The 23,305-nt window shown below is 74.7% G+C and carries 19 protein-coding genes; 12 read left to right on the forward strand and 7 right to left on the reverse strand.

The features are described from left to right. Positions 1 to 286 precede the first annotated feature (286 nt). The gene (gene polA, locus Q5694_RS31815; RefSeq protein WP_333937044.1) at positions 287 to 2,953 is read left to right on the forward strand and encodes a DNA polymerase I; all 2,667 of its coding nucleotides are present in this window, start codon (positions 287 to 289) and stop codon (positions 2,951 to 2,953) included. A gap of 461 nt (positions 2,954 to 3,414) precedes the next feature. Beyond that, positions 3,415 to 4,020 (forward strand): hypothetical protein, encoded by a 606-nt coding sequence (locus tag Q5694_RS31820; RefSeq protein WP_333936981.1) that lies wholly within the window; start codon positions 3,415 to 3,417, stop codon positions 4,018 to 4,020. Here Q5694_RS31820 and Q5694_RS31825 read toward each other — a convergent pair. Continuing rightward, positions 3,989 to 4,846, reverse strand: coding sequence for a DUF4184 family protein (locus Q5694_RS31825; protein WP_333936982.1), 858 nt, complete (start codon positions 4,844 to 4,846; stop codon positions 3,989 to 3,991). The two genes, Q5694_RS31820 and Q5694_RS31825, sit on opposite strands and share 32 nt — an antisense overlap. Before the next feature lie 362 nt (positions 4,847 to 5,208). Between Q5694_RS31825 and Q5694_RS31830 the strand changes: the two genes are divergently transcribed. Beyond that, positions 5,209 to 6,981 carry a lytic transglycosylase domain-containing protein gene (locus Q5694_RS31830; protein WP_333936983.1) on the forward strand — a complete coding sequence of 591 codons (1,773 nt, stop codon included), beginning with the start codon at positions 5,209 to 5,211 and terminating at the stop codon, positions 6,979 to 6,981. 89 nt (positions 6,982 to 7,070) lie between these two features. Here Q5694_RS31830 and hrpB read toward each other — a convergent pair whose 3' ends face one another. Together hrpB and Q5694_RS31840 are read right to left on the reverse strand one after the other, a co-directional pair. Next, on the reverse strand, positions 7,071 to 9,587 hold the full coding sequence (hrpB, locus tag Q5694_RS31835) for an ATP-dependent helicase HrpB (protein ID WP_333936984.1): 2,517 nt from the start codon (positions 9,585 to 9,587) through the stop codon (positions 7,071 to 7,073). Positions 9,588 to 9,670: 83 nt separating this feature from the next. Next, positions 9,671 to 10,531 carry a class I SAM-dependent methyltransferase gene (locus Q5694_RS31840; RefSeq protein ID WP_333936985.1) on the reverse strand — a complete coding sequence of 287 codons (861 nt, stop codon included), beginning with the start codon at positions 10,529 to 10,531 and terminating at the stop codon, positions 9,671 to 9,673. 315 nt (positions 10,532 to 10,846) lie between these two features. Here Q5694_RS31840 and rpsA point away from each other — a divergent pair, with 315 nt between their 5' ends. The 4 genes from rpsA to Q5694_RS31860 all read left to right on the forward strand — a co-directional run bounded on the left by rpsA (position 10,847) and on the right by Q5694_RS31860 (position 14,672). After that, a complete protein-coding gene (rpsA, locus tag Q5694_RS31845) occupies positions 10,847 to 12,340 on the forward strand; it encodes a 30S ribosomal protein S1 (RefSeq protein ID WP_114251453.1) in 1,494 nt (497 codons plus the stop codon). 152 nt (positions 12,341 to 12,492) lie between these two features. Next, positions 12,493 to 13,431 (forward strand): PAC2 family protein, encoded by a 939-nt coding sequence (locus Q5694_RS31850; protein ID WP_333936986.1) that lies wholly within the window; start codon positions 12,493 to 12,495, stop codon positions 13,429 to 13,431. Between the two features lie 132 nt (positions 13,432 to 13,563). Continuing rightward, entirely contained in the window at positions 13,564 to 14,241 is a 678-nt protein-coding gene (gene coaE, locus Q5694_RS31855) for a dephospho-CoA kinase (RefSeq protein WP_333936987.1), read from the forward strand. A gap of 50 nt (positions 14,242 to 14,291) precedes the next feature. Continuing rightward, positions 14,292 to 14,672 carry a tetratricopeptide repeat protein gene (locus tag Q5694_RS31860; protein WP_333936988.1) on the forward strand — a complete coding sequence of 127 codons (381 nt, stop codon included), beginning with the start codon at positions 14,292 to 14,294 and terminating at the stop codon, positions 14,670 to 14,672. A gap of 14 nt (positions 14,673 to 14,686) precedes the next feature. On the opposite strand, the gene Q5694_RS31865 is transcribed toward Q5694_RS31860, so the two are convergent. After that, on the reverse strand, positions 14,687 to 14,962 hold the full coding sequence (locus tag Q5694_RS31865) for a DUF6343 family protein (protein WP_333936989.1): 276 nt from the start codon (positions 14,960 to 14,962) through the stop codon (positions 14,687 to 14,689). A 152-nt stretch (positions 14,963 to 15,114) separates the two neighbouring features. Beyond that, positions 15,115 to 15,837: an RNA-binding S4 domain-containing protein gene (locus Q5694_RS31870; protein WP_333936990.1), complete on the reverse strand. Its 723-nt coding sequence runs from the start codon at positions 15,835 to 15,837 to the stop codon at positions 15,115 to 15,117. Between the two features lie 125 nt (positions 15,838 to 15,962). On the opposite strand from Q5694_RS31870, the gene Q5694_RS31875 reads away from it, so the two are divergent. From Q5694_RS31875 to Q5694_RS31885, 3 genes are all read left to right on the forward strand, one after another. Beyond that, the gene (locus Q5694_RS31875) at positions 15,963 to 16,634 is read left to right on the forward strand and encodes an ArsR/SmtB family transcription factor (RefSeq protein ID WP_333936991.1); all 672 of its coding nucleotides are present in this window, start codon (positions 15,963 to 15,965) and stop codon (positions 16,632 to 16,634) included. After that, a complete protein-coding gene (locus Q5694_RS31880; RefSeq protein ID WP_333936992.1) occupies positions 16,631 to 17,965 on the forward strand; it encodes an MFS transporter in 1,335 nt (444 codons plus the stop codon). The genes Q5694_RS31875 and Q5694_RS31880 overlap by 4 nt, the downstream gene beginning before the upstream one ends. 82 nt (positions 17,966 to 18,047) lie before the next feature. Continuing rightward, complete coding sequence (locus Q5694_RS31885; RefSeq protein ID WP_333936993.1) at positions 18,048 to 18,749, forward strand: uracil-DNA glycosylase; 702 nt, start codon at positions 18,048 to 18,050, stop codon at positions 18,747 to 18,749. A gap of 37 nt (positions 18,750 to 18,786) precedes the next feature. Here Q5694_RS31885 and Q5694_RS31890 read toward each other — a convergent pair whose 3' ends face one another. Continuing rightward, positions 18,787 to 19,188, reverse strand: a complete 402-nt coding sequence (locus Q5694_RS31890) for a RidA family protein (RefSeq protein WP_333936994.1) — start codon at positions 19,186 to 19,188, stop codon at positions 18,787 to 18,789. Between the two features lie 153 nt (positions 19,189 to 19,341). Here Q5694_RS31890 and Q5694_RS31895 point away from each other — a divergent pair, with 153 nt between their 5' ends. Both Q5694_RS31895 and Q5694_RS31900 read left to right on the forward strand, forming a co-directional pair. Beyond that, positions 19,342 to 20,118, forward strand: a complete 777-nt coding sequence (locus Q5694_RS31895; RefSeq protein ID WP_333936995.1) for a nucleotidyltransferase domain-containing protein — start codon at positions 19,342 to 19,344, stop codon at positions 20,116 to 20,118. Positions 20,119 to 20,273: 155 nt separating this feature from the next. After that, a complete protein-coding gene (locus Q5694_RS31900; protein WP_333936996.1) occupies positions 20,274 to 22,259 on the forward strand; it encodes an FUSC family protein in 1,986 nt (661 codons plus the stop codon). A 36-nt stretch (positions 22,260 to 22,295) separates the two neighbouring features. On the opposite strand, the gene Q5694_RS31905 is transcribed toward Q5694_RS31900, so the two are convergent. Continuing rightward, on the reverse strand, positions 22,296 to 23,258 hold the full coding sequence (locus tag Q5694_RS31905) for an endonuclease/exonuclease/phosphatase family protein (protein ID WP_333936997.1): 963 nt from the start codon (positions 23,256 to 23,258) through the stop codon (positions 22,296 to 22,298). Positions 23,259 to 23,305: the final 47 nt, after the last annotated feature.

Here is a 23,305-nt window from a genome sequence, read left to right on the forward strand (position 1 = left end):
CCTCCGGGTCGTCGGGCTCGGCCCCGCCCCACGCCGGGCGGTGCCGGTCCTCCGGGTCGTCGGGCTCGGCCCCGCCCTCGACGAGGTGCAGGCATCAGGTCCCCCCCCCGGGGGCAGGAGGGCGTCCGCCGGCCCCCTCGCGTGCGGGACCGGCCGCCGGCCGTTCGCGTGCGCCGGGGCGGGGCGGGGCGGAGTGTCAGTGGGGCGTGGCAGGATCGGGGGCGTGGCAGCAGAGACAGCATCGAAGACGACCGACAAGACCTCCGGCGGCAGCCGGCCGCGACTGATGCTCATGGACGGGCACTCGCTGGCCTACCGCGCGTTCTTCGCGCTGCCCGCGGAGAACTTCACCACGGCGACGGGCCAGCCGACGAACGCGATCTACGGCTTCGCGTCGATGCTGGCCAACACGCTGCGCGACGAGGCGCCCACGCACTTCGCCGTCGCCTTCGACGTCTCCCGCAAGACCTGGCGCTCGCAGGAGTTCACGGAGTACAAGGCGAACCGCTCCAAGACCCCGGACGAGTTCCGCGGCCAGGTCGAGCTGATCTGCGAGCTGCTCGACGCGATGGGCGCCGCCCGCTTCGCCGTGGAGGGCTTCGAGGCCGACGACGTGATCGCCACGCTCGCCACGCAGGCCGAGGCCGAGGGCTTCGAGGTCCTGATCGTCACCGGGGACCGGGACTCCTTCCAGCTGGTCAGCGAGCACACCACGGTCCTGTATCCGACCAAGGGCGTCTCCGAGCTGACCCGCTTCACCCCCGAGAAGGTGTTCGAGAAGTACGGGCTGACGCCCGCGCAGTACCCCGACTTCGCCGCACTGCGCGGCGACCCCTCGGACAACCTCCCCGGCATCCCCGGTGTCGGTGAGAAGACGGCCGCGAAGTGGATCAACCAGTTCGGTTCCTTCGCCGAGCTCGTCGAGCGGGTCGACGAGGTCAAGGGCAAGGCCGGGCAGAACCTCCGCGACCACCTGGAGTCCGTCAAGCTCAACCGCCGCCTCACCGAGCTGGAGCGACGGGTGGAGCTCCCCAAGGGCGTCACCGACCTGGAGCGGGCCCCGTACGACCGCAAGGCCGTCGCGATGGTCCTGGACACGCTGGAGATCAGGAACCCCTCGCTGCGCGAGCGGCTCTTCGCCGTCGACCCGGGCGCCGAGGAGGCCGAGGCCACTCCGATCAGCACGGAGGGCGTGCAACTGGACGGCACGGTGATCGCCACCGGCGAGCTGACCGGCTGGCTCACCGAGCACGCCACGCAGCCCCTCGGCGTCGCCACGGTCGACGCGTGGGCGCTCGGCACCGGCTCGGTCGCCGAGGTCGCGCTCGCCGCCCCGGGCGGTGCGGCCGCCTGGTTCGACCCCTCCCAGCTGGACGAGGCCGACGAGAGGGCCTTCGCCGCCTGGCTCGCCGACCCCGGCCGGCCCAAGGTGTTCCACGACGCCAAGGGCGCCATGCGGGTCTTCGCCGAGCACGGCTGGAGCGTCGAGGGCGTCACCATGGACACGGCCCTCGCCGCGTACCTGGTCAAGCCGGGCCGCCGCTCCTTCGACCTGGACGCGCTGTCCCTGGAGTACCTGCACCGCGAGCTGACCCCGGCCGCCTCGGCCGACGGGCAGCTCGCCTTCGGCGCGGACGAGGGCGCCGAGGCCGAGGCCCTGATGATCCAGGCCCGTACCGTTCTCGACCTCGGCGAGGCCTTCGAGGGCCGCCTGCGGGAGGTGGGCGCCGCCGACCTGCTGCGGGACATGGAGCTGCCCACGTCCGCCCTGCTGGCCCGGATGGAGCGGCACGGCATCGCGGCCGACCGGGCCCACCTGGAGGCCATGGAGCAGATGTTCGCGGGCGCCGTCCAGCAGGCGGTGAAGGAGGCCCACGCGGCGGCCGGGCACGAGTTCAACCTGGGCTCGCCCAAGCAGCTGCAGGAGGTCCTCTTCGGCGAACTGGCCCTGCCCAAGACCAAGCGGACCAAGACCGGCTACACGACGGACGCCGACGCCCTCGCCTGGCTCGCCACGCAGACGGACAACGAGCTTCCGGTGATCATGCTGCGCCACCGCGAGCAGGCCAAGCTCCGCGTCACCGTCGAGGGCCTGATCAAGACGATCGCCGCGGACGGCCGCATCCACACGACGTTCAACCAGACCGTCGCCGCGACCGGCCGCCTCTCCTCGACGGACCCGAACCTGCAGAACATCCCGGTCCGTACCGACGAGGGCCGGGCGATCCGCCGCGGTTTCGTCGTCGGCGAGGGCTTCGAGTCCCTCATGACGGCCGACTACAGCCAGATCGAGCTGCGCGTGATGGCCCACCTCTCCGAGGACGAGGGCCTGATCGAGGCGTTCACCTCCGGCGAGGACCTGCACACCACGGCCGCCTCCCAGGTCTTCGCGGTCGAGCCGGCCGCGGTGGACGCCGAGATGCGCCGCAAGATCAAGGCCATGTCGTACGGCCTGGCCTACGGCCTGTCCGCCTTCGGCCTCTCCCAGCAGCTGAACATCGAGGCGGCCGAAGCCCGCGCCCTGATGGACGCGTACTTCGAGCGGTTCGGCGGTGTCCGGGACTACCTGCGCCGGGCGGTGGACGAGGCCCGCGCCACGGGCTACACGGCGACGCTGTTCGGGCGCCGCCGCTACCTGCCCGACCTCAACAGCGACAACCGCCAGCGCCGCGAGGCCGCCGAGCGGATGGCCCTCAACGCGCCCATCCAGGGCACGGCGGCCGACATCGTGAAGATCGCCATGCTGAAGGTGGACGACGCGCTGAGGGAGGCGGGCCTGGCCTCCCGGATGCTCCTCCAGGTCCACGACGAGATCGTGCTGGAGGTCGCCCCGGGCGAGCGGGCGGCCGCGGAGGAACTGGTCCGCCGCGAGATGTCCAGCGCCGTGGACCTCCGCGTCCCGCTGGGCGTCTCGGTCGGAGCGGGCTCCGACTGGGAGTCGGCAGCCCACTGACTGCTTGTGGCGGGAAGGCGGGGGAGTACCCGCCCGCCACTCCCACGAGGCGTCACCGAGACACCGCCGGTGGTGAAAGGGCCGCACTCGGCCGGGCGGGACGAAGTCCTCGCCCGGCCCGCGGCCACGCCCCGGCCGAGAGGCGGCTGACGGCGTCCCGGCGAACGGGCCGGCGGCGCCCGCCAGCCGGCCCGAGCGACAGCCGGACGCCCGCGGTCCCCTCCTCCGCGACCGTGCCCTGGGGGCCTGCGGTCTCCGTCCACGCGACTGTGCCCTGGGCCTTCGCCCCTGCCGAGAGTCGTCGGGTCCGCTCCGTGTCGGAGCCCCGGCATGCCAGGTCGGAGGCGTCGCGGGGGGTCGGGTCACTCCGGCGCGACCGCCTCCCGCACCCCGCCCGCCCCGTCACTCGCCTGGACCCCGACAAGGCGCCCGCGGACCCGAGCCTGGTCAGGATGCGGGGCATGGGTATACGTACGCTCCTCAGCCGCACGGCAGCGGGCGTGGCGCCCGCGCCGGTACCGGCGTTCGAGGCCGCCGCGAGCACGGTCCGTGTTCCCTTCACCCTCACCACGGCCCTGCGCGAGGCGACGGCGGACCTGCGGCGGCGCCTGACCCGGGGCGGTCGCGCCGCGGACCCGGCCCGCGCCGACGCCACCCCCGCCGGCGCTCCCGGCATCACCGGCCCCCGCGACCTGGCCGCCCTGCTCGGTCTCGACGACCCGCGGGATCTGCCCGAGGCCCTCGGCCTCACCGTTCCGGGGAGCCTGCCCGCAGCCCTCGGCCCCGCGTGCGATCCGCCGGGCGCCGTCGCCCCGCACGGCGGGACCGGCCCGGGCCGCGCCCCCAGCGGCGGCCGTACCGAAGCCCGTCGCCCGGCCCGGCCGCCGCGGACCCGTACGGCCCGGGGCCGGCCCGTCCGGCCCTGGACCCGGCGGGCCCGTGCCTGCCTCACCTACGTCCTCACCCTGCTCCCGCGGCCCCGCCCGGCGCACACCACCACCATCACCGTGTACATCACGACGCCCGGCGAGCCGCTCAGCGAGCGGCAGGACGGCTCGGCTCCGTAGCGACGTCGCGGTCACGATCCGCGAGGACCGGAGCCGGACGCCACAGCCTGACCCCCACGGCGTACAGCGGCAGCGCGAGGACGAGCCCCGCGCCCGCGCCGAAGCACACCGTCGGGACGATCTCCCACGGCTTGGCCACGGCACTCCAGTACGCCCACCAGCGCGACGCCCGCTGCACCGCCCCCGCCAGCGCGAAGCCGCCGATCACGGCGGCGGCCGTCCACCGGTCCGGCCCGGACAGCACCGGCACGCCCACCGGCTCCCCTCGCGGCACCCGCCGCAGCGCCCGCGCCACGAACACCGCGAGCACGACCGCGGCCAGGGCGGAACCGCCGTACTGCAGGTACCAGTACAGCGGTGAGCCCGCCACCTCCCGGCCGAGCACCGGGAACACCCGCATGCCCCACCGGTCGAGATGCGTGAACGCGTCCCACACCACGTGGGTCAGCGCCCCGAGCACGGCGGACACGTACCACCACGCCACCAGCGACGGCCGTACCCGCGCACGCGGCACCCCGCACCGCAGCAGAACCGCCACCCGCCCCTGTCCCGGTCGCGGCAGCAGCGCCACCAGCGGTTCCCGCACGAGCAGCCACAGCCCCACCAGCGCCCAGGCGATGAGCACGTCCACCGTGAACACCCCCGGCAGGCCGTGCGTGACGTCACCGAACTCCATCGCCCCGGACAGCACACTCGCCGCGTAATAGGTCATGTCGGGCGCGAAGGACCCGGCGACCAGGACGGCCGGTACCAGCCCGCCCCGGCCCGTCCCGTCGGCGCGCACGGCGGGCAGTACGGCGGCCGCATGGCTCAGCGTGAACGGCAACTCGGCTCCTCGCGAGGGTGGTTGGGCGACCCGCGGAACGGGCCCGGCGGCCGGCGGCCCGGCGCGCGGGACACCGGTGCGCCGGCACCGTCACGATCGCACATGACCGATCGGTGAAGACCGGTCACGAACGGGTGCCCGGGGAAACGAAGTTGTCGTAGGGTCGCCACAGTCGCCGCGCCGGAGCGCCTCACACCGCTCGGACGCGGCGCGGAGCAGGTGCACGAGAGAACGCAGAGCGCGCAGGAGAACAGAGAGGTGACCGTCCGGGGGCAACCACTCGGGCGGGCCGATCGTCACAACAGGGCGAACACTGCAGGCGGAGATCGGACGTCACGGCGTCCACGGGAGGGGTTCACTCTATGGCGGCGCAATTCGGCAGGAGGCTGCGCAAGGGAGCGGCAACCACCGCCGTGGCCGCGGCAGCGGTCGCGGCTCTGTCCGCTTCCCAGGCTCCGGGCGTCAACGACCACGGCAGACAGACGGCCGCTGACGCCCTCCCCTCACCGGAGGCCGCGGCCTCGGACGACAGCGCCACGGGCAACTCCCCCTACTACACGGACCTGCCTCCGCTCAAGAGTCCCAACCCGTCGCCGTCCAGCGGAACCGGGCCGACCGCCCAGGGCGGCACGGAGTCCGGCATCCCCGCGACCGTCCTCGACGCCTACAAGAAGGCCGAGGCCGCGCTGCGCGACGCCAAGCCGGGCTGCAACCTGCCCTGGCAACTGCTCGCCGCCATCGGCCGGGTGGAGTCCGGCCAGGCCCGGGGCGGCCGCGTCGACGCCGAAGGCACCACGCTGGGACGGATCCTGGGCCCGCAGCTCGACGGCAACGGCTTCGCCCTCATCAAGGACACCGACAACGGCGCCCACGACGGCAACAGCTCCTACGACCAGGCCGTCGGCCCCATGCAGTTCATCCCGTCCACCTGGGCCTGGGCGGGCCGCGACGGCAACGGCGACGGCAAGAAGGACCCCAACAACATCTACGACGCCGCGCTCGCGGCGGGCCACTACCTGTGCCGCAACAACTGGGACCTGTCCGACCAGACCGACCTCGACCGGGCGATCCTGAGCTACAACAACTCGCGCGAGTACCTCAACCTCGTGATGAGGTGGCTGGACTACTACCGCAAGGGCGCCCACGAGGTCCCCGACGGCACGGGCACGCTGCCCGGCAACCGCAGCGACGGCGCCACCGGGACGGGCACCGGCCGCACGAGCCCGAGCACGCCCAGCGCCCCGAGCACTCCCGGCACCCCGGGCGCCACCAAGCCCCCGGCCACGTCCAAGCCCGAGCCCGGACCCGGCCCGGACAAGCCCGGCGGCGGCACGCCCACCCCCAAGCCGCCCACCACCCCGCCCGGCACGGGCAACCCGAGCACCCCGCCCACGACGCCCCCCACCCCCACCGACACGGTGCACCACCTGGAGGACGCCGGGACGGCGAAGCTCACGGCCATGGCCGGCGACGCGTTCGCCCAGCGCATCAGCACCCGCGCCGAGACCCGGGCCGGCAAGGCCGTCGGCAAGGTCCGCGTCCGCTTCACGATCCTCGGCGACACGGACACCACCTTCGCCGGCGGCGAGAGCGTCGCCACGGTCTCCACGAACGGCTCCGGGGTCGCCGTCGCGCCCGCCTTGAAGGCAGGGGAGAAGACCGGCACCGTCACCGTCCGCGCCACCGTCGTGGGCCGTGCGGTCCCGGGCCTCGACTACAAGGCCACCGTCACCGAGCGCGCCGCCGACAAGCTCACCCGGACCGGCGACGCCGCCCTGACCTGCGCCCCCGGCGGCGAGTTCGCCGACCGGGTGCAGGTGAAGGCCACGTACGGCGGCGCCGTGGCCGACGGCGTCGCGGTCACGGCCACCCTGGTCAAGTCGGCGGACGACGCCACCGCCAACGACAAGGGCCCCTACTTCAAGGGCGCCGACGGCAAGCCCGTGCGCACCCTCGCGGGCCTGAAGACGGACGCCAAGGGCCTGCTGACGCTGCCGAAGCTGTACGCGGACGACGCCGGCGGCACGTTCCTGCTCCGCGTCACCACCGCGGGCGGTGCGACCCTCACCGTCGAACTGACCGTGGCGGCCGCCGGGACCTCCTCGCCGAGCCCCTCGGCCGAACCGGCCGCGTAGCCCACCGGCACGACGCCCCTCCCCGCCCGGGAGGGGCGTCGTCGTCTGCGAACGCCGTGCCGGAGGGCGTTCCAGCGCACGCGGCCCGGTCAGCGCCGGAGCCGCGCGTTGGTGTGCCGGGTCGGTTCCGCCGCGGCCGGGTCCTCCGGCCACGGGTGCTTCGGATACCGCCCGCGCAGCTCCGCCCGCACCCCCCGGTAACCGTCCCGCCAGAAGGAGGCCAGGTCGGCGGTCACGGCCGCCGGGCGCCCCGCCGGGGACAGCAGGTGCACCAGCACCGGCACCCCGGCGACCCGCGGCGACTCCTGCAGCCCGAACATCTCCTGCAGCTTCACCGCGAGCACCGGTTGCTCCGGCCGCGTGTAGTCGATCCGGATCCTCGACCCGCTGGGCACGGTCAGCCGCTCCGGGGCCAGCTCGTCGAGCCGTCCGGCCTCCCCGGAGGTCCAGGGCAGCAGCCGGGCGAGCGCCTGCCCGGCGTCGATCCGCGCCAGATCCGCGCGCCGCCTCGCCCGGCTCAGCTCCGGCTCCAGCCACTCGTCCACGCGCGCGTGGAGCGCCTCGTCCGCCACGTCCGGCCAGGGCTCACCGAGATGCAGCCGCAGGAACGCCAGCCGCTGCCGCAGCACGACGGCCTCCGCCGGCCACCGCAGCAGCCCCCACCCCTCCCGCCGCAGCCCGTCGAGCAGCGCCCCGCGCACGAGCCCCGGATCGGGGTCCTTCAGCGTCCGCACCGCCAGCTCCACCGCCCCGAGCCGCTCCACCCGCCGCGCGACGACGTCCCCGCCGTCCCAGCGCACCTCGTCGCTCTCCTGGTGCAGCGCACCCGCCGCCAGCCGGGCCGTCTCCTCGTCGGCGACGGCCCCGAGCTGCACGCGCGCGTGCCCCTTCCCGACGGGCCGGTCCGCGACGGCGACGGCGACCCAGGGGGCCCCGCGCAGGGCGCTCGCGTCACCGGCCTCGGCACGTGTGCCGGAGACCATGAGGTAGGACCCGCCGTCGGCCCGGGCGACCCGCTCGGGGAAGGCGAGCGCGGCCACCACTGCGACCTGCCGGTCCTCCGGCAGCCCCTGCCGGGCCCCGGCCGCGGGCGAGCCGGACGGCCCCGAGCCGACGGCCCGCAGCCGCCGCACCTCACTGCGCCACCGCGAGGAGTAGGCGTCACCCCCGCGCCGGGCCCGGCGCAGCGCACCGGCCAGGTCGTCCCCGTACTCCCGCGGAGCCTCCTCGCTGAGCAGCGCGACGACCTCCGCGGCCCGCTCCACCCCCACGAGGGGCGCGGAGTCGAGCAGGGCCCTGCCCAGCCGGGGGTGGAGCCCCAGCCGGGCCAGCACGGCTCCCCGCTCGGTGGCACGCCCTGCGGGATCCACGGCCCCCACGGCCTCCAGCACACCCCGTGCCGCCGCCATGGCCCCCGGAGGCGGCGGATCCAGCAGCGCCAGCCCGGAAGCGTCCGGATCCCCCCAGCACGCCACCTGCAACGCGAACGCCGTCAGGTCGGCCACCTTGATCTCCGGGGCGGGGAAGCGCGGCAGACGCGCGTCCTCGGCCTCCGCCCAGCACCGGTACACCGCCCCCGGCGCCTCACGGCCGGCACGGCCCGCCCGCTGCCGCCCGGCCGCCTGCGACGCCCGCACCGTCGCCAGCGCGCTCAGCCCGCGCGCGTGGTCCACCCGCGGCTCACGCGCCAGGCCCGAATCCACGACGACCCGCACGCCCGGCACCGTCAGCGACGACTCGGCGACGGACGTCGCCAGCACCACGCGCCGGCGCTCCCCGGGCACCAGCACCGCGTCCTGCACCGCCGCCGGAGCCCGGCCGTGCACCTGCAGCACGTCCACCCCGTCGAGCGCGCCGAGCTGCGCGGCGACCCGGGCGATCTCGCCGACGCCGGGCAGGAAGCAGAGCACGTCCCCCTCGCGTTCGGCCAGCGCGCGCCGCACCAGCGACGCCACGTGCGCGAGCAACGCCGGATCGACCCGCATCCCGTGCGGCGGCCGCACCGGACGCGCCGGCGGCGCCCACACCACCTCCACCGGATGCGCGGTGCCCTGCGCCTCCACCACCGTCGCCCCGCCCAGCAGCGCGGCCCAGCCCTGCGCGTCGGTCGTCGCCGAGGCGGCCACCAGCCGCAGCTCCGGACGCAGCGCCTGGCGCACGTCCCACAGGAACGCCGCCGCCGTGTCCGCGTCCAGGTGCCGCTCGTGGCACTCGTCGAGGACCACCACGTCGGCACCGGCCAGCTCCTGGTCGCGCTGCAGCCGCTGCACCAGCACACCGGTCGTGACGACCTCCACGCACGTGTGCCGCCCGACCACCCGCTCCCCGCGCACGGTGTAGCCGACGCTCTCGCCGGTCCTCTCGCCCAGCAGCCACGCCATCCGCCGCGCCGCCGCCCGGGCCGCGATCCGCCGCGGCTCGGCCACGACGACCCGCCGCCGCGCGCCACCTCCGACCAGCCCGGCCAGCACGAGGGGCACCAGGGTCGTCTTGCCGGTGCCGGGCGGCGCGACGAGCACGGCGGTGCCGTGCCCCTCCAGCGCGTCGACCAGCGCGGGCAGGGCACCGGCTACGGGCAGGGCGTCCAGGGCGTCGTAACGGATCACGCCCTCAGTGTCGTACGCCCGTGAGACACCTCCCACGCGCGGGTGCGCCGTTCCTCGCCCTCAGGAGGCCGGCCGCTCAGGGGTCAGTCGCGCTCGCAGACGAAGACGGCCGTCCCCGGGATCAGGTTGCCGCGCAGCGGTGACCAGCCGCCCCACTCGGAGGTGTTCCAGGCCGGCCACTCCGGCTCCACCAGGTCGGCCAGGCGGAAGCCCGACGCCACGACGTCCCGGACGCGGTCGCCGAGCGTGCGGTGGTGCTCCACGTAGACGGCCCGGCCCTCCTCGTCCTGTTCGACGTAGGGCGTGCGGTCGAAGTACGACGCCGAGACGGTCAGCCCCTCGGGCCCCGGCTCGTCCGGGAAGGCCCAGCGGATCGGGTGCGTCACGGAGAAGACGAGACGGCCCCCCGGGCGCAGCACGCGGCGCACCTCCCGCAGCACCTGACGCGGGTCGGCGACGAAGGGCAGCGCTCCGTACGCCGAGCAGGCCAGGTCGAAGGAGCCGTCCGCGAAGGGCAGGGCGCCGGCGTCGGCGCACACCAGGGGGAAGGAGCCGCCGATGCGCAGCGCGTGCTGCAGCTGCCGGTGGGAGATGTCCAGGGCGACCGGACGCGCCCCCTGGGCGGCCAGCCAGCGCGAGCACTGGGCGGCACCGGCACCGATCTCCAGGACGTCGCGGCCCTTCAGCTCCTCCGGCGGGCCGAGCAGCTCGGCCTCGACCTCGTCCAGCCCTTCGGGACCCCAGACGAAGCGGTCGTCGCCGAGGAAGGTGCCGTGCTCGACCTGGTACTCGTCCGCGTTCCGGTCCCACCAGCCACGATTGGCGCGGGAGCTTTCCGCGGCCCCGGCGGCGCGGCGGGTGGCCTCGGGTTCGGGCGCTTCGGGCTCTTGGATGATCGGCTCCCTCGTCGTACTCTTCCGTCCAGCCGGTCCCGGCGACGTCACAAACGGGGCGTCGTACGCCCTCGCGTGGCCTCGGACGACACGAGTTGTGCCGGGTATGCGCCGTTCCGCCCCGGGTGGGCGGCTTCGCGCATTGACCCTGCCCGGCTGCCCCCGTATGCTACAAGTTGCGCTGCGGGCCTGCGCACCTCAGACGTAGCAGGCTGCGCTCGCATCTGTATGTATGTCCCCTCGGTTGTCGAGGCGCCACCGTTCCTGTGTGGCGCTTCCTTGGCTGTCCGGCTTCTGCAGAGCGAAACGGGCTCCCGGCGTAGCAGTACCTACGACTTCAATGTCCGTACCGGAGCCCTTTCCCACATGACGAGCAGCACCGAGACCACCGCCACCACCCCGCAGGTAGCGGTCAACGACATCGGTAACGAGGAAGCCTTCCTCGCCGCGATCGACGAGACGATCAAGTACTTCAACGACGGCGACATCGTCGACGGCGTCATCGTGAAGGTCGACCGGGACGAGGTCCTGCTCGACATCGGTTACAAGACCGAAGGTGTGATCCCGAGCCGCGAGCTCTCGATCAAGCACGACGTCGACCCGAACGAGGTCGTCGCCGTCGGTGACGAGATCGAGGCCCTCGTCCTCCAGAAGGAGGACAAGGAAGGCCGCCTGATCCTCTCGAAGAAGCGCGCCCAGTACGAGCGTGCCTGGGGCACCATCGAGAAGATCAAGGAAGAGGACGGGATCGTCACCGGTACCGTCATCGAGGTCGTCAAGGGTGGTCTCATCCTCGACATCGGCCTCCGTGGCTTCCTCCCGGCCTCCCTGGTCGAGATGCGCCGCGTCCGCGACCTCCAGCCCTACGTGGGCAAGGAGCTCGAGGCCAAGATCATCGAGCTGGACAAGAACCGCAACAACGTGGTCCTGTCCCGCCGTGCCTGGCTGGAGCAGACCCAGTCCGAGGTCCGCCAGACGTTCCTCACCACCCTCCAGAAGGGTCAGGTCCGTTCCGGCGTCGTCTCCTCGATCGTCAACTTCGGTGCCTTCGTGGACCTGGGTGGCGTCGACGGTCTGGTCCACGTCTCCGAGCTGTCCTGGAAGCACATCGACCACCCGTCCGAGGTCGTCGAGGTCGGCCAGGAGGTCACCGTCGAGGTCCTCGACGTCGACATGGACCGCGAGCGTGTCTCCCTGTCGCTGAAGGCGACCCAGGAAGACCCGTGGCAGCAGTTCGCCCGCACCCACCAGATCGGCCAGGTCGTGCCCGGCAAGGTCACGAAGCTGGTTCCGTTCGGTGCGTTCGTCCGCGTGGACGAGGGCATCGAGGGTCTGGTCCACATCTCCGAGCTGGCCGAGCGCCACGTGGAGATCCCGGAGCAGGTCGTCCAGGTCAACGACGAGATCTTCGTCAAGGTCATCGACATCGACCTCGAGCGCCGTCGCATCAGCCTCTCGCTGAAGCAGGCCAACGAGTCCTTCGGTGCCGACCCGTCGGCGGTCGAGTTCGACCCGACCCTGTACGGCATGGCCGCGTCCTACGACGACCAGGGCAACTACATCTACCCCGAGGGCTTCGACCCCGAGACCAACGACTGGCTCGAGGGCTACGAGAAGCAGCGCGAGGAGTGGGAGCGCCAGTACGCCGAGGCGCAGCAGCGCTTCGAGCAGCACCAGGCGCAGGTCATCAAGTCCCGCGAGGCGGACGAGAAGGCCGCTGCCGAGGGTGGCGAGGCCGCCGCTCCGGCCGCGTCCGGTGGCGGTTCGTACTCCTCCGAGGGCCCGGACAACTCCGGCGCGCTGGCCTCGGACGAGGCGCTGGCCGCGCTTCGCGAGAAGCTGGCCGGTGGGCAGAGCTGAACGCCCGCTGAGCACTAGCTCCTGACCGGAGGCCCGCACCCGCACAGGGTGCGGGCCTTCGGCGTATCCCGAAGATCATCGATCTCCTCCGCCGGGAATGCCCTTGCCCGCGACCGCGTTGTGGACGGTGAACACGAGGAGGAGCGGTCACTGTGCTTGATCCGCAGGATTTGTACGCATGGGAGCCGAAGGGCCTGGCCGCCGTCGACATGGCGCTCGCCCAGGAGTCGGCCGGACTTGTCATGCTCTACCACTTCGACGGATACATCGACGCGGGCGAGACGGGGGACCAGATCGTCGACCGCCTGCTCGACTCGCTGCCGAACCAGGTCGTGGCCCGCTTCGACCACGACCGGCTCGTCGACTACCGTGCCCGCCGCCCGCTGCTGACCTTCAAGCGCGATCGCTGGAGCGACTACGAGGACCCCGCCATCGAGGTGCGGCTCGTGCAGGACGCCACCGGCGCGCCCTTCCTGCTGCTGTCCGGTCCCGAGCCGGACGTGGAGTGGGAGCGCTTCGCCGCCGCGGTGCGGCAGATCGTGGAGCGGCTCGGCGTCCGCCTGTCCGTGAACTTCCACGGCATCCCCATGGGCGTCCCGCACACCCGCCCGGTCGGCCTCACCCCGCACGGCAACCGCACCGACCTCGTCCCGGGGCACCGCAGCCCGTTCGAGGAGGCCCAGGTGCCCGGCAGTGCCGAGTCCCTCGTCGAGTACCGGCTCCTCCAGGCCGGCCACGACGTCCTGGGCGTCGCCGCCCACGTCCCGCACTACATCGCCCGCTCCCCTTACCCGGACGCGGCGCTGACCGTGCTGGAGGCCATCACCGCGGCGACCGGACTGGTCCTGCCCGGGATCGCCCACGCCCTGCGCTCGGACGCCCACCGCACCCAGACGGAGATCGACCGGCAGATCCGCGAGGGGGACGAGGACCTGACGGCGCTCGTGGAAGGGCTGGAGCACCAGTACGACGCGGTCGCCGGTGCCGAGACCCGCGGCAACATGCTGGCCGAGCCGGTGGACATCCCCTCGGCGGACGAGATCGGCCGCGAGTTCGAGAAGTTCCTGGCGGAACGAGAAGGCGAGAACTGAGCACGCTCTCCCGGGCCCGGGGAGACGGCGCGAGGAGGTCCCCACGGGCCCGTCGCGGGACCGGATCCCCACGGGACACCGAAGGGCACCCTTCTCCACGGCGCCCCCCGTGGAGCGTCTAGGCTGCGGCTCATGCTGAAGGTGGGCCTGACCGGCGGTATCGGCGCCGGCAAGAGCGAGGTGTCGCGGCTGCTCGTGGAATGCGGAGCGGTGCTGATCGACGCGGACCGCATCGCCCGGGAGGTCGTCGCGCCGGGGACGCCGGGTCTCGCGGCGGTCGTCGACGCCTTCGGCGAGGAGATCCTCACCGAGGACGGCAGCCTGGACCGCCCCCGGCTCGGCTCGATCGTCTTCGCGGACGCCGCCAAGCTGGCCACTCTCAACTCGATCGTGCACCCGCTGGTGGGCGAGCGGTCCCGGGAACTGGAGGAGGCTGCCGCCGAGGACGCGGTCGTCCTGCACGACGTCCCGCTCCTCACGGAGAACGGCCTGGCCCCGCTGTACGACCTGGTGGTCGTCGTCGACGCCTCCACCGACACCCAGCTCGACCGGCTCGTCCGGCTGCGCGGCATGACCGAGGAGGACGCTCGCGCGCGGATGGCCGCCCAGGCCACGCGGGAGCAGCGCCGCGCGATCGCGGACATCGTGATCGACAACGACGTCCCGCTGCCGGAGCTGGAGCAGCGCGTCCGGGAGGTGTGGTCGGAGCTGGTGCGCAGGTCCGGGGCGCACCGCGCGGAACCGCGGCAGCCCCGGACACAAGAGCGGCCACCTCGCGAGGAACGGCGGCAGCCGCCCCACGCGGAATAGCAGCCGTCTCACGGGGCGTTGAACCGCGTGAGTGAGGGAAGGACTCTGCCGTGCCCGAGACCAGCGGTTCCGCCGGACGTACCCCGGAGACCCATGTCATCGACTTCCGCGCCGCCGAGCAGCTGCTGGCGGCCCGGGACCCGCGGGGCGCGGTGAAGCTGCTCGACACGGTCATCGCCGCGCACCCCGAGAACACCGCCGCGCGGCTGCTGCGCGCCCGTGCGTTCTTCGCGGCGGCGCAGCTCCGGCCCGCGGAGCTGGAGTTCTCGATCGTGCTGGAGCGGGAGCCGGACAACGCGTTCGCGCACTTCGCCCTGGCGCGCACCTACGAACGGCAGAACCGTCCTGAGCAGGCAAAACGCCACTTCCGTCTGGCGGCCGCGCTGGACCCCAACCCGGAGTTCCTGAAGGCGGCGCACTTCGACTCATAGCGGGCCGTATCGCCTCAGCGGCGGTCGTCCGGCGGCCCGTGCGGCGGTTCGTACGGCGGGATGTCGGGTCCCGGCTGGTAGTGGGGGCCCTGGCGGATGCGCCTGAGGACGACCGCCAGGTCGATCGTCACGATGAGCAGCAGCACTCCGCACGCGAGGGCCCAGCCGGTCCGTCCCACCAGGGCGAACGCCACCGTGCCGAACAGCGCCCAGACCAGCCCCCACACGCTCAGCCAGAAGCGCGCCCGCAGGGCACTGCGCGCGGTCCTCGGTTCACTGCCTGTACGCATCCGATCACCACTCCCGCCTGCAACGTACTCCGCGCCGCGGGTGCTGACCAGCAAGGGAGCCCCGAGCCCGCCCGGACCCGTGCGTTTCCTTGGTCGGACGCTGATCCTCCTCGCGCCGCTCGGCCTGATCGCCCGGGCGCGGCGCCGCGGACTCAGGGCTCGGGCCTGCCCCGGCCCCTGCTCGGGCCGGGAGCCCGGCCCGAGCCGCTGCCGAAGCCTCCACCGGCGGCCGCGCCGCCGAAACCGGGCAGTCCTCGCAGGCGTTCCAGTTCGCGGCGGTCGCGCTTGGTCGGGCGGCCCGCGCCGCGGTCACGGATGCCGGCGGGGGCGACGGCCTCGCGGGGCGGGGGCGGCGGGGAGTTGTCGACGTAGCACTGGGCGGCCACGGGAGCGCCGACGCGCTTGCGGATCAGCCGGGTGACGACGACGACCCGCTCCCGGCCCTCCTGGCGCAGGCGCACCTCGTCACCGATGCGCACGGCGTGGGCCGGCTTCACGCGTTCGCCGTTGACGCGGACGTGGCCGCCCCGGCACGCGGTGGCGCCCATGGAGCGGGTCTTGACCAGGCGTACGGACCAGATCCAGCTGTCGACGCGGACGGTCTGGCCGGTGCCCGGACCGGCGGCCTCGGCGGCGGCGATGGCCGCGGCGACCTTGGGGTCGAGGGTCCGGTCCGCGGCCTGGGCCCGGCCTGGGCCCGGCCGGTCGGTGGGCCCCGCGGGTGCGGTGCCGGTGGCGGGCGCGTCGGCGGACGGACCGGCGGAGGTGCCCGGGGAGGGCGTGTCGTCGGGCGCGTCGTGCCCGGGGACCTTTCCCCCGGACGCCGTGTCCGTGGTCGCGTCCGTGCTGCCGTACTCCGCACCTCGTGAAGCCATGCCTCCGACCTTAGTCCTCCCGGTGGATCCACCGGATCGCATTTTCCGCCTCCGGCCCCTCCTCTCCAAAAGAAGTTTTGCAAAAAGTCTTTTGTCTACTGCCTCGCTCGGCCTACCCTCCCGGCATGGAGAGCGACGAGCACAGGCGTGTACTCGACCCGGAGCACGACACCGCCGCCCTGAAGGCCCTCACGCACCCGCTGCGGATCCGGCTGCTCGGGCTGCTCCGCCAGGACGGGCCGGCGACGGCCAGCGAACTGGCGGCGCGGACGGGGGAGTCGTCGGCGTCGGCCAGTTACCACCTGCGGGTGCTGGCGAAGTACCGGTTCATCGCCGAGGCCGAGCACCGGGACGGCCGGGAGCGGCGCTGGCGGGCGCTGCACACCGTGACGTCGTGGAGCAACGAGTCGATGGAGTCGTCCTCGGCGGGACGCGCGTTCGTCAGCCTGGCGCGGCGCAAGCAGATCGAGCACCTGGAGTCGTCCCTCGCCCGGCACGAGTCGGACATGGCCGCCGGACGGCTGGGCCCCGAGTGGGTGGAGCCCTCCGGGATCAGCGACCTCATGCCCCGGCTGACGCCCGGTTCGGTCTCCGAGCTCTGGGCCACCGTCACGGCGAAGCTGGAGGAACTGACGGCGCGCGACGCGGAGGACCCGGCCGCGGAACGGGTCGTGCTCCTCACCGCGGCGCTGCCGGTTGCCCGGCACGAGCAGGACGGCGGCCGGGACGCGGAGGACGCCGGGGACCACCCGGGTCCGGCGAGCGCCGGGGGCAGCGAGGACGAGGGCGCCTCGTGACGGGGCGCGTCGCCGACACCGCCGGTGCGTCCGGTCCCTCCGGGGTGCGGACCGCTCGGCGCCGGTACGTCACCCTCTGCGCGCTCCTCTGGCTGCCGCCCGGTCTGGGCATGGCCTCGATGGTGCTGCTGTTCAGCGAACGCGGCATGTCCCTGGCCGCGATCGCGGGGCTGTTCGCGGTCCACTCGCTGACCGTGGCGGTGCTGGAGCTGCCCACGGGCGGGCTGTCCGACGTCCTCGGGCGCAGGCCGGTGCTCGCCGCGGCCGGTGTGCTGAACGTGGCCGCCTGCGTCCTGCTCGGCCTCGGCGGCACGATCTGGCCGCTCACCGCCGGCATGGTGCTCATGGGCGCGGCCCGGGCGCTGTCCAGCGGCACGGCGGAGGCCTGGTACGTCGACACCGTCCACGCATGCTCCGGGCCGGACGCCGAGTTGCGCACCGGACTGGCCCGGGGCGGCTCCGCGACCTCCGCCGCCCTCGCGGCCGGCATCCTGCTCGGCGGCGCGCTGCCCTGGCTGCTCGGTCTGGGGCCCGGCCTCGGAGCCCGGCTGAGCGCGGCGACCGGTTCGGTGGTGCTGCCCCTGGCCGTCCCCCTGCTGCTCGGCGCCGTGGTGCGGATCGTCCTCGTCTGGTACGTCCTGGCCGTACTGCGGGAGCCGCCGCGGCCGGCGGCCACCGCGCGTTCCGTGCTGCGCGGGGTCCCGGCCACCGTCCTGGACGGACTGCGACTCGGCGGGCAGGACGCACTGGTACGCCGGGTGCTGCTCAGCGCCGCTGCCGCCGGCAGCGCGCTGGCCGCCGTCGAGCTGCTCGTGCCCGGGCGCACGGCCGAGGTGACCGGGACGCCGGACTCCGGGGCGATGGCCTACGCCGCCCTGTCCTGCGCCGGTTTCCTCTGCAGTGGTGCCGGCAGCCACCTCGCGCCCCTCACCGCGCGGGTCGCGGGCAGCGGTGAGCGGGCCGTGCTGGCCGGCTTCGGGGCCGGGGCGGCCGGACTGCTCCTGCTCGGGATCACCGCGACCTCCGTGCACCCGATGGCCACGGCGTGCGCCGTCGCCGGGTTCTGCCTGGTCTACCTCGGCCTCGGTGCCGCGTCACCGAACGAGAACGAGCTGCTGCACCGCCGCGTCTCCGGCACGGGCCGCGCCACCGCCCTGTCCGTGCAGTCCCTGGCCCAGCAACTGGCCGGCGCGCTCACCGGGTTGGCCGTGGGAGTGCTGCGGCCGGGGCCGCTGCCGTGGCTGCTGACCGGGGCCGTCCTGCTCGCCGGTGCGCTGCTGTGGCTGCGGCGAGCCGACGAACGGGCCGTGCGGGCGACCGCCACCGGCTGAGGCGGGCACCTCCTCCGCGACTGCCCGTGCCGAGACCGCGCCCCCCGAGAGACCCGGCCCCGCCTCCCCCTACGGTGGAGTGATGGACACCAGCGGCCTTCCCGTTCTCGACCGGCGCATCGCGGAGTGCCGGGCCTGCCCCCGGCTGGTCTCCTGGCGTGAGGAGACGGCCCGGGTGAAGCGGGCGGCCTTCGCGGACTGGACGTACTGGGGGCGGCCGGTCCCCGGGTTCGGGCCGGCCGACGCGCGGCTGCTCATCGTGGGTCTCGCCCCGGCCGCGCACGGCGGGAACCGCACGGGACGGATGTTCACGGGGGACCGCTCGGGTGACGTCCTGTACGAGGCGCTGTACGACGTCGGTCTCGCCTCCCAGCCGACCGCCGTGCACGCCGACGACGGGCTCGAGCTGTACGGCGTGCGCGTGACCTCACCGGTGCACTGCGCCCCGCCCGCCAACAAGCCCACCCCTCAGGAGCGGGACACCTGCCGCCCCTGGCTCGTGCAGGAACTGCGCCTGCTGCGCCCGGGCTTGCGGGCCGCGCTCGTGCTGGGCGCCTTCGGCTGGCAGGCCGCACTGCCCGCCTTCGCCGAGGCGGGCTGGCCGGTGCCGAGACCGCGTCCCGCCTTCACCCACGGGGGGCGGGTCCGCCTGGACGGGCTGGAGCTGTTCGGCTGCTACCACGTCAGCCAGCGCAACACCTTCACCGGCCGTCTCACCCCGGCGATGCTGCGGGACGTGCTGCGCGCGGCGGCGCGTGCGGCGGACCTGCCGGTGAACGACTGACCCGCGCGCCGGCAACGGCCCCGGACACGCGCCGCCCCTAGTCGGGCACGACGGCCGTCGCCGTGATCTCCACCAGCTGTCCCGTGTATCCGAGGCACGCCACGCCGATCAGCGTCGACGAGTGGGGACCGGCGCTGAGGCCCGACGCCTCGACCACGGCCCAGACGGCGGACAGCACGGCCGGGTCGGCGCTCACCACGTACACGTCGGTCGTCACGACGTGCGCCGGATCGCTGCCGACGGCGTCCAGTTGCTCCCGCAGATTGGCGATGACCTGCTCGGCCTGCCGCACCGGATCCCCCGGGCCGACGAGGTCGCCCTCGGCGTCCAGCGGCACGGACCCGGCGAGGAACGCCAGCCGCGTACCGGCCTCGACGACGGACACGTGGGAGTAGGCGGGCGGCGGGAACAGGCCCGGGACGGTGACACGGCGGATCACGGGGGATCTCCGATCTCTGGCGGCGGCTGGGCAACCCGCCGATCATGCGCGGCCCCGGCGGCCGGGCGCACCCGTATTTCGTTTCCCGCGGGAAGGACGCTCCCGCTACCCTGCCCCTGCCCGGACCTCCGACTGCCGAGGAGCCAGCCAGTCGTGCCCACCGTTGCGGACCGGACCTTCCTCGACACCACGGCGGACCGCCTCGCCGCCCTGCCCACCGTCCGGGCCGTCACCCTCGGCGGCTCCCGCGCGCAGGGCACCGCACGCCCCGACAGCGACTGGGACCTGGCCGTGTACTACCGCGGCGCGTTCGACCCGGCCGAGCTGCGCGCCGTGGGCTGGGAGGGCGAGGTGTCCGACGTCGGGGCATGGGGCGGAGGCGTCTTCAACGGCGGGGCCTGGCTCACCGTCGAGGGCCGGAGGGTGGACATCCACTACCGCGACCTCGACGTCGTCGAACGAGAGCTCGCCGAGGCGGAGGCGGGCCGCTTCCGGGTCGAGCCCCTGATGTTCCACCTGGCGGGCATCCCCACGTACCTCCTGGTCGCCGAACTGGCGATCAACCGGGTCCTGCGCGGCGACCTGCCTCGCCCCGCGGCCTACCCCCGGGCCCTGCGCGAGAACGCCCCACCGCACTGGCACGGCATGGCCACGGCCACCCTCGCCTACGCCACGGCAGGACACGCCCCGAGGGGCGCGGTCACCCAGGTCGCCGGCGCGATCGCCCTGGCCACGACCCAGACGGCCCACGCCGTTCTGGCGGCCCGGGGGGAGTGGGTGACGAACGAGAAGGGCCTGGTGGCCCGAGCGGGACTGGAGGAGGTCGACACGCTCGTCGCCCGGCCGACCGTCCGCCCGGCCGGGCTCGCCCGGACTCTCGCCGCAGTGGAGGCGCTGCTCACCCGGGCCGTGGAGACAGCTCGCACCTGAGGTTGCGTTCATAAAGAACCCGCGCCTCGGGGTCCTCGGACACGTTCCGGAAACCTCCCGGCGGGAAACCCGGCCTACCGTGGATCCCCACACCCCGCCCCGGCCGCCGGCGTCCGAAGGCTCGTCCCCGCCTGTGCCGAGACGACTGGAGCCCCGTGTCCCGCCGCACCACCCCGCATCTTCCGCCCTGGCTCGCGCACGCGCTGCGCGCCCAGCGGGGGCCCGTGCCCTGGAGCGCGGTGACACGCGGGGCCCTGTCGGCCGGTCCGCTGCTGCTGGTGGCCGTGGAGGCCGGGCGCACGTCGCTGGGTGTCGTCGCCGCCGTCGCCGCCATGCTCGCCGGGATCAACGACCGGCCCGGCAGCCGGCGGGCCTCCGTCGAACGCCTCGGGGTGCCCGCCCTGGGCGGTGCCGCGGGGCTGGTCGTCGGGACGTACGCCGGGCAGGGCACCGGTGCGGTCGTGCTGACCGTGATTCTCACGCTCGTGGGCCTGGTCGCCGGCGCGATCAGTGCCGTCGGGCCGGTCGCCTCCGCCACCGGCACGCAGCTGCTCGTCGGCGCCGCGGTCGGGGCCGGGATGCCCCTGCCCGAACCCGGCTGGGAGCGCGCGCTCGCGTTCCTCGCCGGAGCCGGCTGGCTGCTCGTGCTGCGGCTGGCCCTGCCCACGCCCGGCTCCCTCGGCGGCGACTTCCGCTTCGACGGGGAGCGCGAGGCCGTCGCCGGGGTCTACGACGCCGTCGCCGGACTCCTCGACGCCGTCGGGGGCCCGGACGCCGTTCGCCGCCGCGCCGCGCTCACCGCCGCCCTGGACCACGCGCAGGACGCCCTGGCCGGGCCCCGGCTGCGCCGGTACGCGTCCTCCTCGACCGAGCGCCGGTTGCACGCCCGGTACGCCGCCGCCCTGCCCCTCGCCGAGGCCGCCACCGCGCTCGCCTGGGCCGGTGAACCCGTCGCCCGACGGGCCTCCGAAGGGCCCCGGCGACTCGCGGCCGCCGTGCGGGACAACGTCCACACCGGGCCGCTGCCCGCCCCCGCCCGGTCGGCGCCCGCCCTGCGCGCCCTCGACGACGCCCTGCTGCACGCCGCCGAGGTCTTCGACCAGGGCCGGGGCGGCGACCTGCACACGCGGCCCCGGATCGCCCGGGTCCGTCTGCGCGCCGCCCTCGGCAGCGCGGGACGTGAGTACGGGCTGCGCGTCGCCCTGAGCTTCGGGGCCGCCGCGGCGGTCGCCCAGGCCCTGCACCGGACCCAGTGGTACGGGCAGCACGAACACTGGTACTGGCTGCCCGCCACGGCCGTCTTCCTCGTCAAGCCCGACCTGGGGCCGCTGGCCTCACGCGTGCTCAACCGGGCCGCCGGGACCGTCCTCGGCGCCCTGCTGTTCGCGGGGCTCGCCGCCGTTCTGCCCCGCCCCGAGGGCCTCATCGCGCTGGTCGCCCTCAGCGGGGCGCTCATCCCCGTCGCCACCCGGCACTTCGCCGCCCAGACCGCCGTCGTCACCGTCCTCGTCCTCGCCCTGGTCATGGTCGGCGGGGAGCCGCAGGCCTCCGCCGGCCGCATCGGGGAGACGCTGCTGGCCTGCGCGATCGTGCTCGTCGTCGGGCACCTGACCATGCCCGGGCAGAAGGGCGGGGGCGTACGCGGGCGGCTCTCGGCGGCGGCCGACGCCGCGTACGCCTATCTCGCCCACGTCCTGGCCGAGGCCCGCACCCCGCGCATCGGCCCGGCGGCGACGGCCGCCGAGGGTGGGGGCCCTCGCCCCTGCGCCGGCGCTCCCGCCGGTGGGACCCTCGCCGGCCGACGCCAGGCACCGCCGGGGCCCCTCACCGCCTGCGACCACCGTGCCGCCCGCTGGACCCTGCGCCGCGAGGCCTACCGGACCCTCGCCGAGGCCAGGTCCGCCATCACCCTGGCCGCCCACGAACTGCCCGCCCTGGCCCGGCACACCGAGGGCGCCGACGAGGTGGCCGATCTGCTCGAACGCCTCGTCGACACCACGACCGCCTGCGCCGTCCACCTCGACGACACGGGCCGCATCGGCCCGGGACACACCGAGCGGCTCGCCGCGCTGCTCGGCGAACTCGCCGGGCCCGGCGCGCGGCTGGGCCTGCGTCGGCCCCCGACGCCCCTCGCCGGATAGCGCACGGACCCTCGCCCGGAGTCCGCGCGGCGGCGCTCACCCGATGCGCACCCACACCGGCGCGTGGTCCGAGCCCGCCACGCCCCTGCGGTCCGCCGGGTCCGGGCCGACCGACGGGAGGCCGGGCGGCCCCTCGTCCGGCAGTCCGGTGCCCGCCGCCGTCACCCGGTGGACCAGGCGGTGACTGAGCAGCACGTGGTCGATCAGCTCGCGGCGCCCCGAGTTCACACGGGAGTAGCGCTCCCCGGGCGGGATGAGCGGGGCCACGTCCCACAGCCGTGTCGCGTCGCCCCGGTCCGGTCGGCCGTAACCCGGCGTGCCGATCTCCGAGCCCGGCGGACCGAGCAGGATCTGGGTCGTGGCCGCCTGCACCCCGTCGTTCAGGTCGCCGACGATCGCCACGTCCCGCCCCTGCCCGTCCCCGGCCAGCAGTTCGTCGGCCAGGGCGCGCAGCGCCGCCGCCTCGGCCGCCCGCCGGTACAGGGCGTAGGCGCCGTAGCGGGCCCGTTCGCCTTCGTCGCGCGGCTGGAAGCGGCCGTCCGGGTACGACAGCAGCTTGGACTTGAGGTGGCAGACCGCCGCCCGCAGCGGCCCGCTCCCGGTGGGACCGGCCTCCCCGGCCTCCACGGCCAGGAAGCCCCGCCCCGCTCCGGCCGCCGTCGCCCCCGCGTCGTCCGCCTGCACGGGCCGTAGTTCCGCCGGGAAGGAGGTGGTGTCCGCCACCACCGCCAGCGGCAGGCGGCTCAGGAAACCGACCCGTATGCCGCGGCTGTCCGCGTGCTCGGACAGGGCGAACTGCCAGCCGTCGTCGAGCATCCCCGCGAGGTCCTCCAGGGCCTCGGGGTCCCCGACCTCCTGCACGCCGAGCAGGGTCGGGTCGAGTTCCGTGATCACGGCGGCGAGCGCGGCGAGCTTGGCCTCGTAGGCGGCCTCGTCCTCCGGGCCGTACGGACCGCCGGGGCGGTAGAGGTTCTCCAGGTTCCAGGTGCCGACGAGCATGCCGGGCTCCTTTCAGAAGCCGACAGACGGGGTGGTGGGCCCAGGGT

Origin of the sequence: Streptomyces sp. AHA2, from assembly GCF_036857595.1 — a bacterium.
Classification (GTDB): domain Bacteria; phylum Actinomycetota; class Actinomycetes; order Streptomycetales; family Streptomycetaceae; genus Streptomyces.

What these genes read in the sequence shown, in the direction of transcription:
- polA (WP_333937044.1), top strand. Translation starts at nt 287, where the DNA reads ATGCTCATGGACGGGCACTCGCTGGCCTACCGCGCGTTCTTCGCGCTG.
- Q5694_RS31820 (WP_333936981.1), top strand. Translation starts at nt 3,415, where the DNA reads ATGGGTATACGTACGCTCCTCAGCCGCACGGCAGCGGGCGTGGCGCCC.
- Q5694_RS31830 (WP_333936983.1), top strand. Translation starts at nt 5,209, where the DNA reads ATGGCGGCGCAATTCGGCAGGAGGCTGCGCAAGGGAGCGGCAACCACC.
- rpsA (WP_114251453.1), top strand. Translation starts at nt 10,847, where the DNA reads ATGACGAGCAGCACCGAGACCACCGCCACCACCCCGCAGGTAGCGGTC.
- coaE (WP_333936987.1), top strand. Translation starts at nt 13,564, where the DNA reads ATGCTGAAGGTGGGCCTGACCGGCGGTATCGGCGCCGGCAAGAGCGAG.
- Q5694_RS31865 (WP_333936989.1), bottom strand. Translation starts at nt 14,962, where the DNA reads ATGCGTACAGGCAGTGAACCGAGGACCGCGCGCAGTGCCCTGCGGGCG.
- Q5694_RS31870 (WP_333936990.1), bottom strand. Translation starts at nt 15,837, where the DNA reads ATGGCTTCACGAGGTGCGGAGTACGGCAGCACGGACGCGACCACGGAC.
- Q5694_RS31875 (WP_333936991.1), top strand. Translation starts at nt 15,963, where the DNA reads ATGGAGAGCGACGAGCACAGGCGTGTACTCGACCCGGAGCACGACACC.
- Q5694_RS31885 (WP_333936993.1), top strand. Translation starts at nt 18,048, where the DNA reads ATGGACACCAGCGGCCTTCCCGTTCTCGACCGGCGCATCGCGGAGTGC.
- Q5694_RS31905 (WP_333936997.1), bottom strand. Translation starts at nt 23,258, where the DNA reads ATGCTCGTCGGCACCTGGAACCTGGAGAACCTCTACCGCCCCGGCGGT.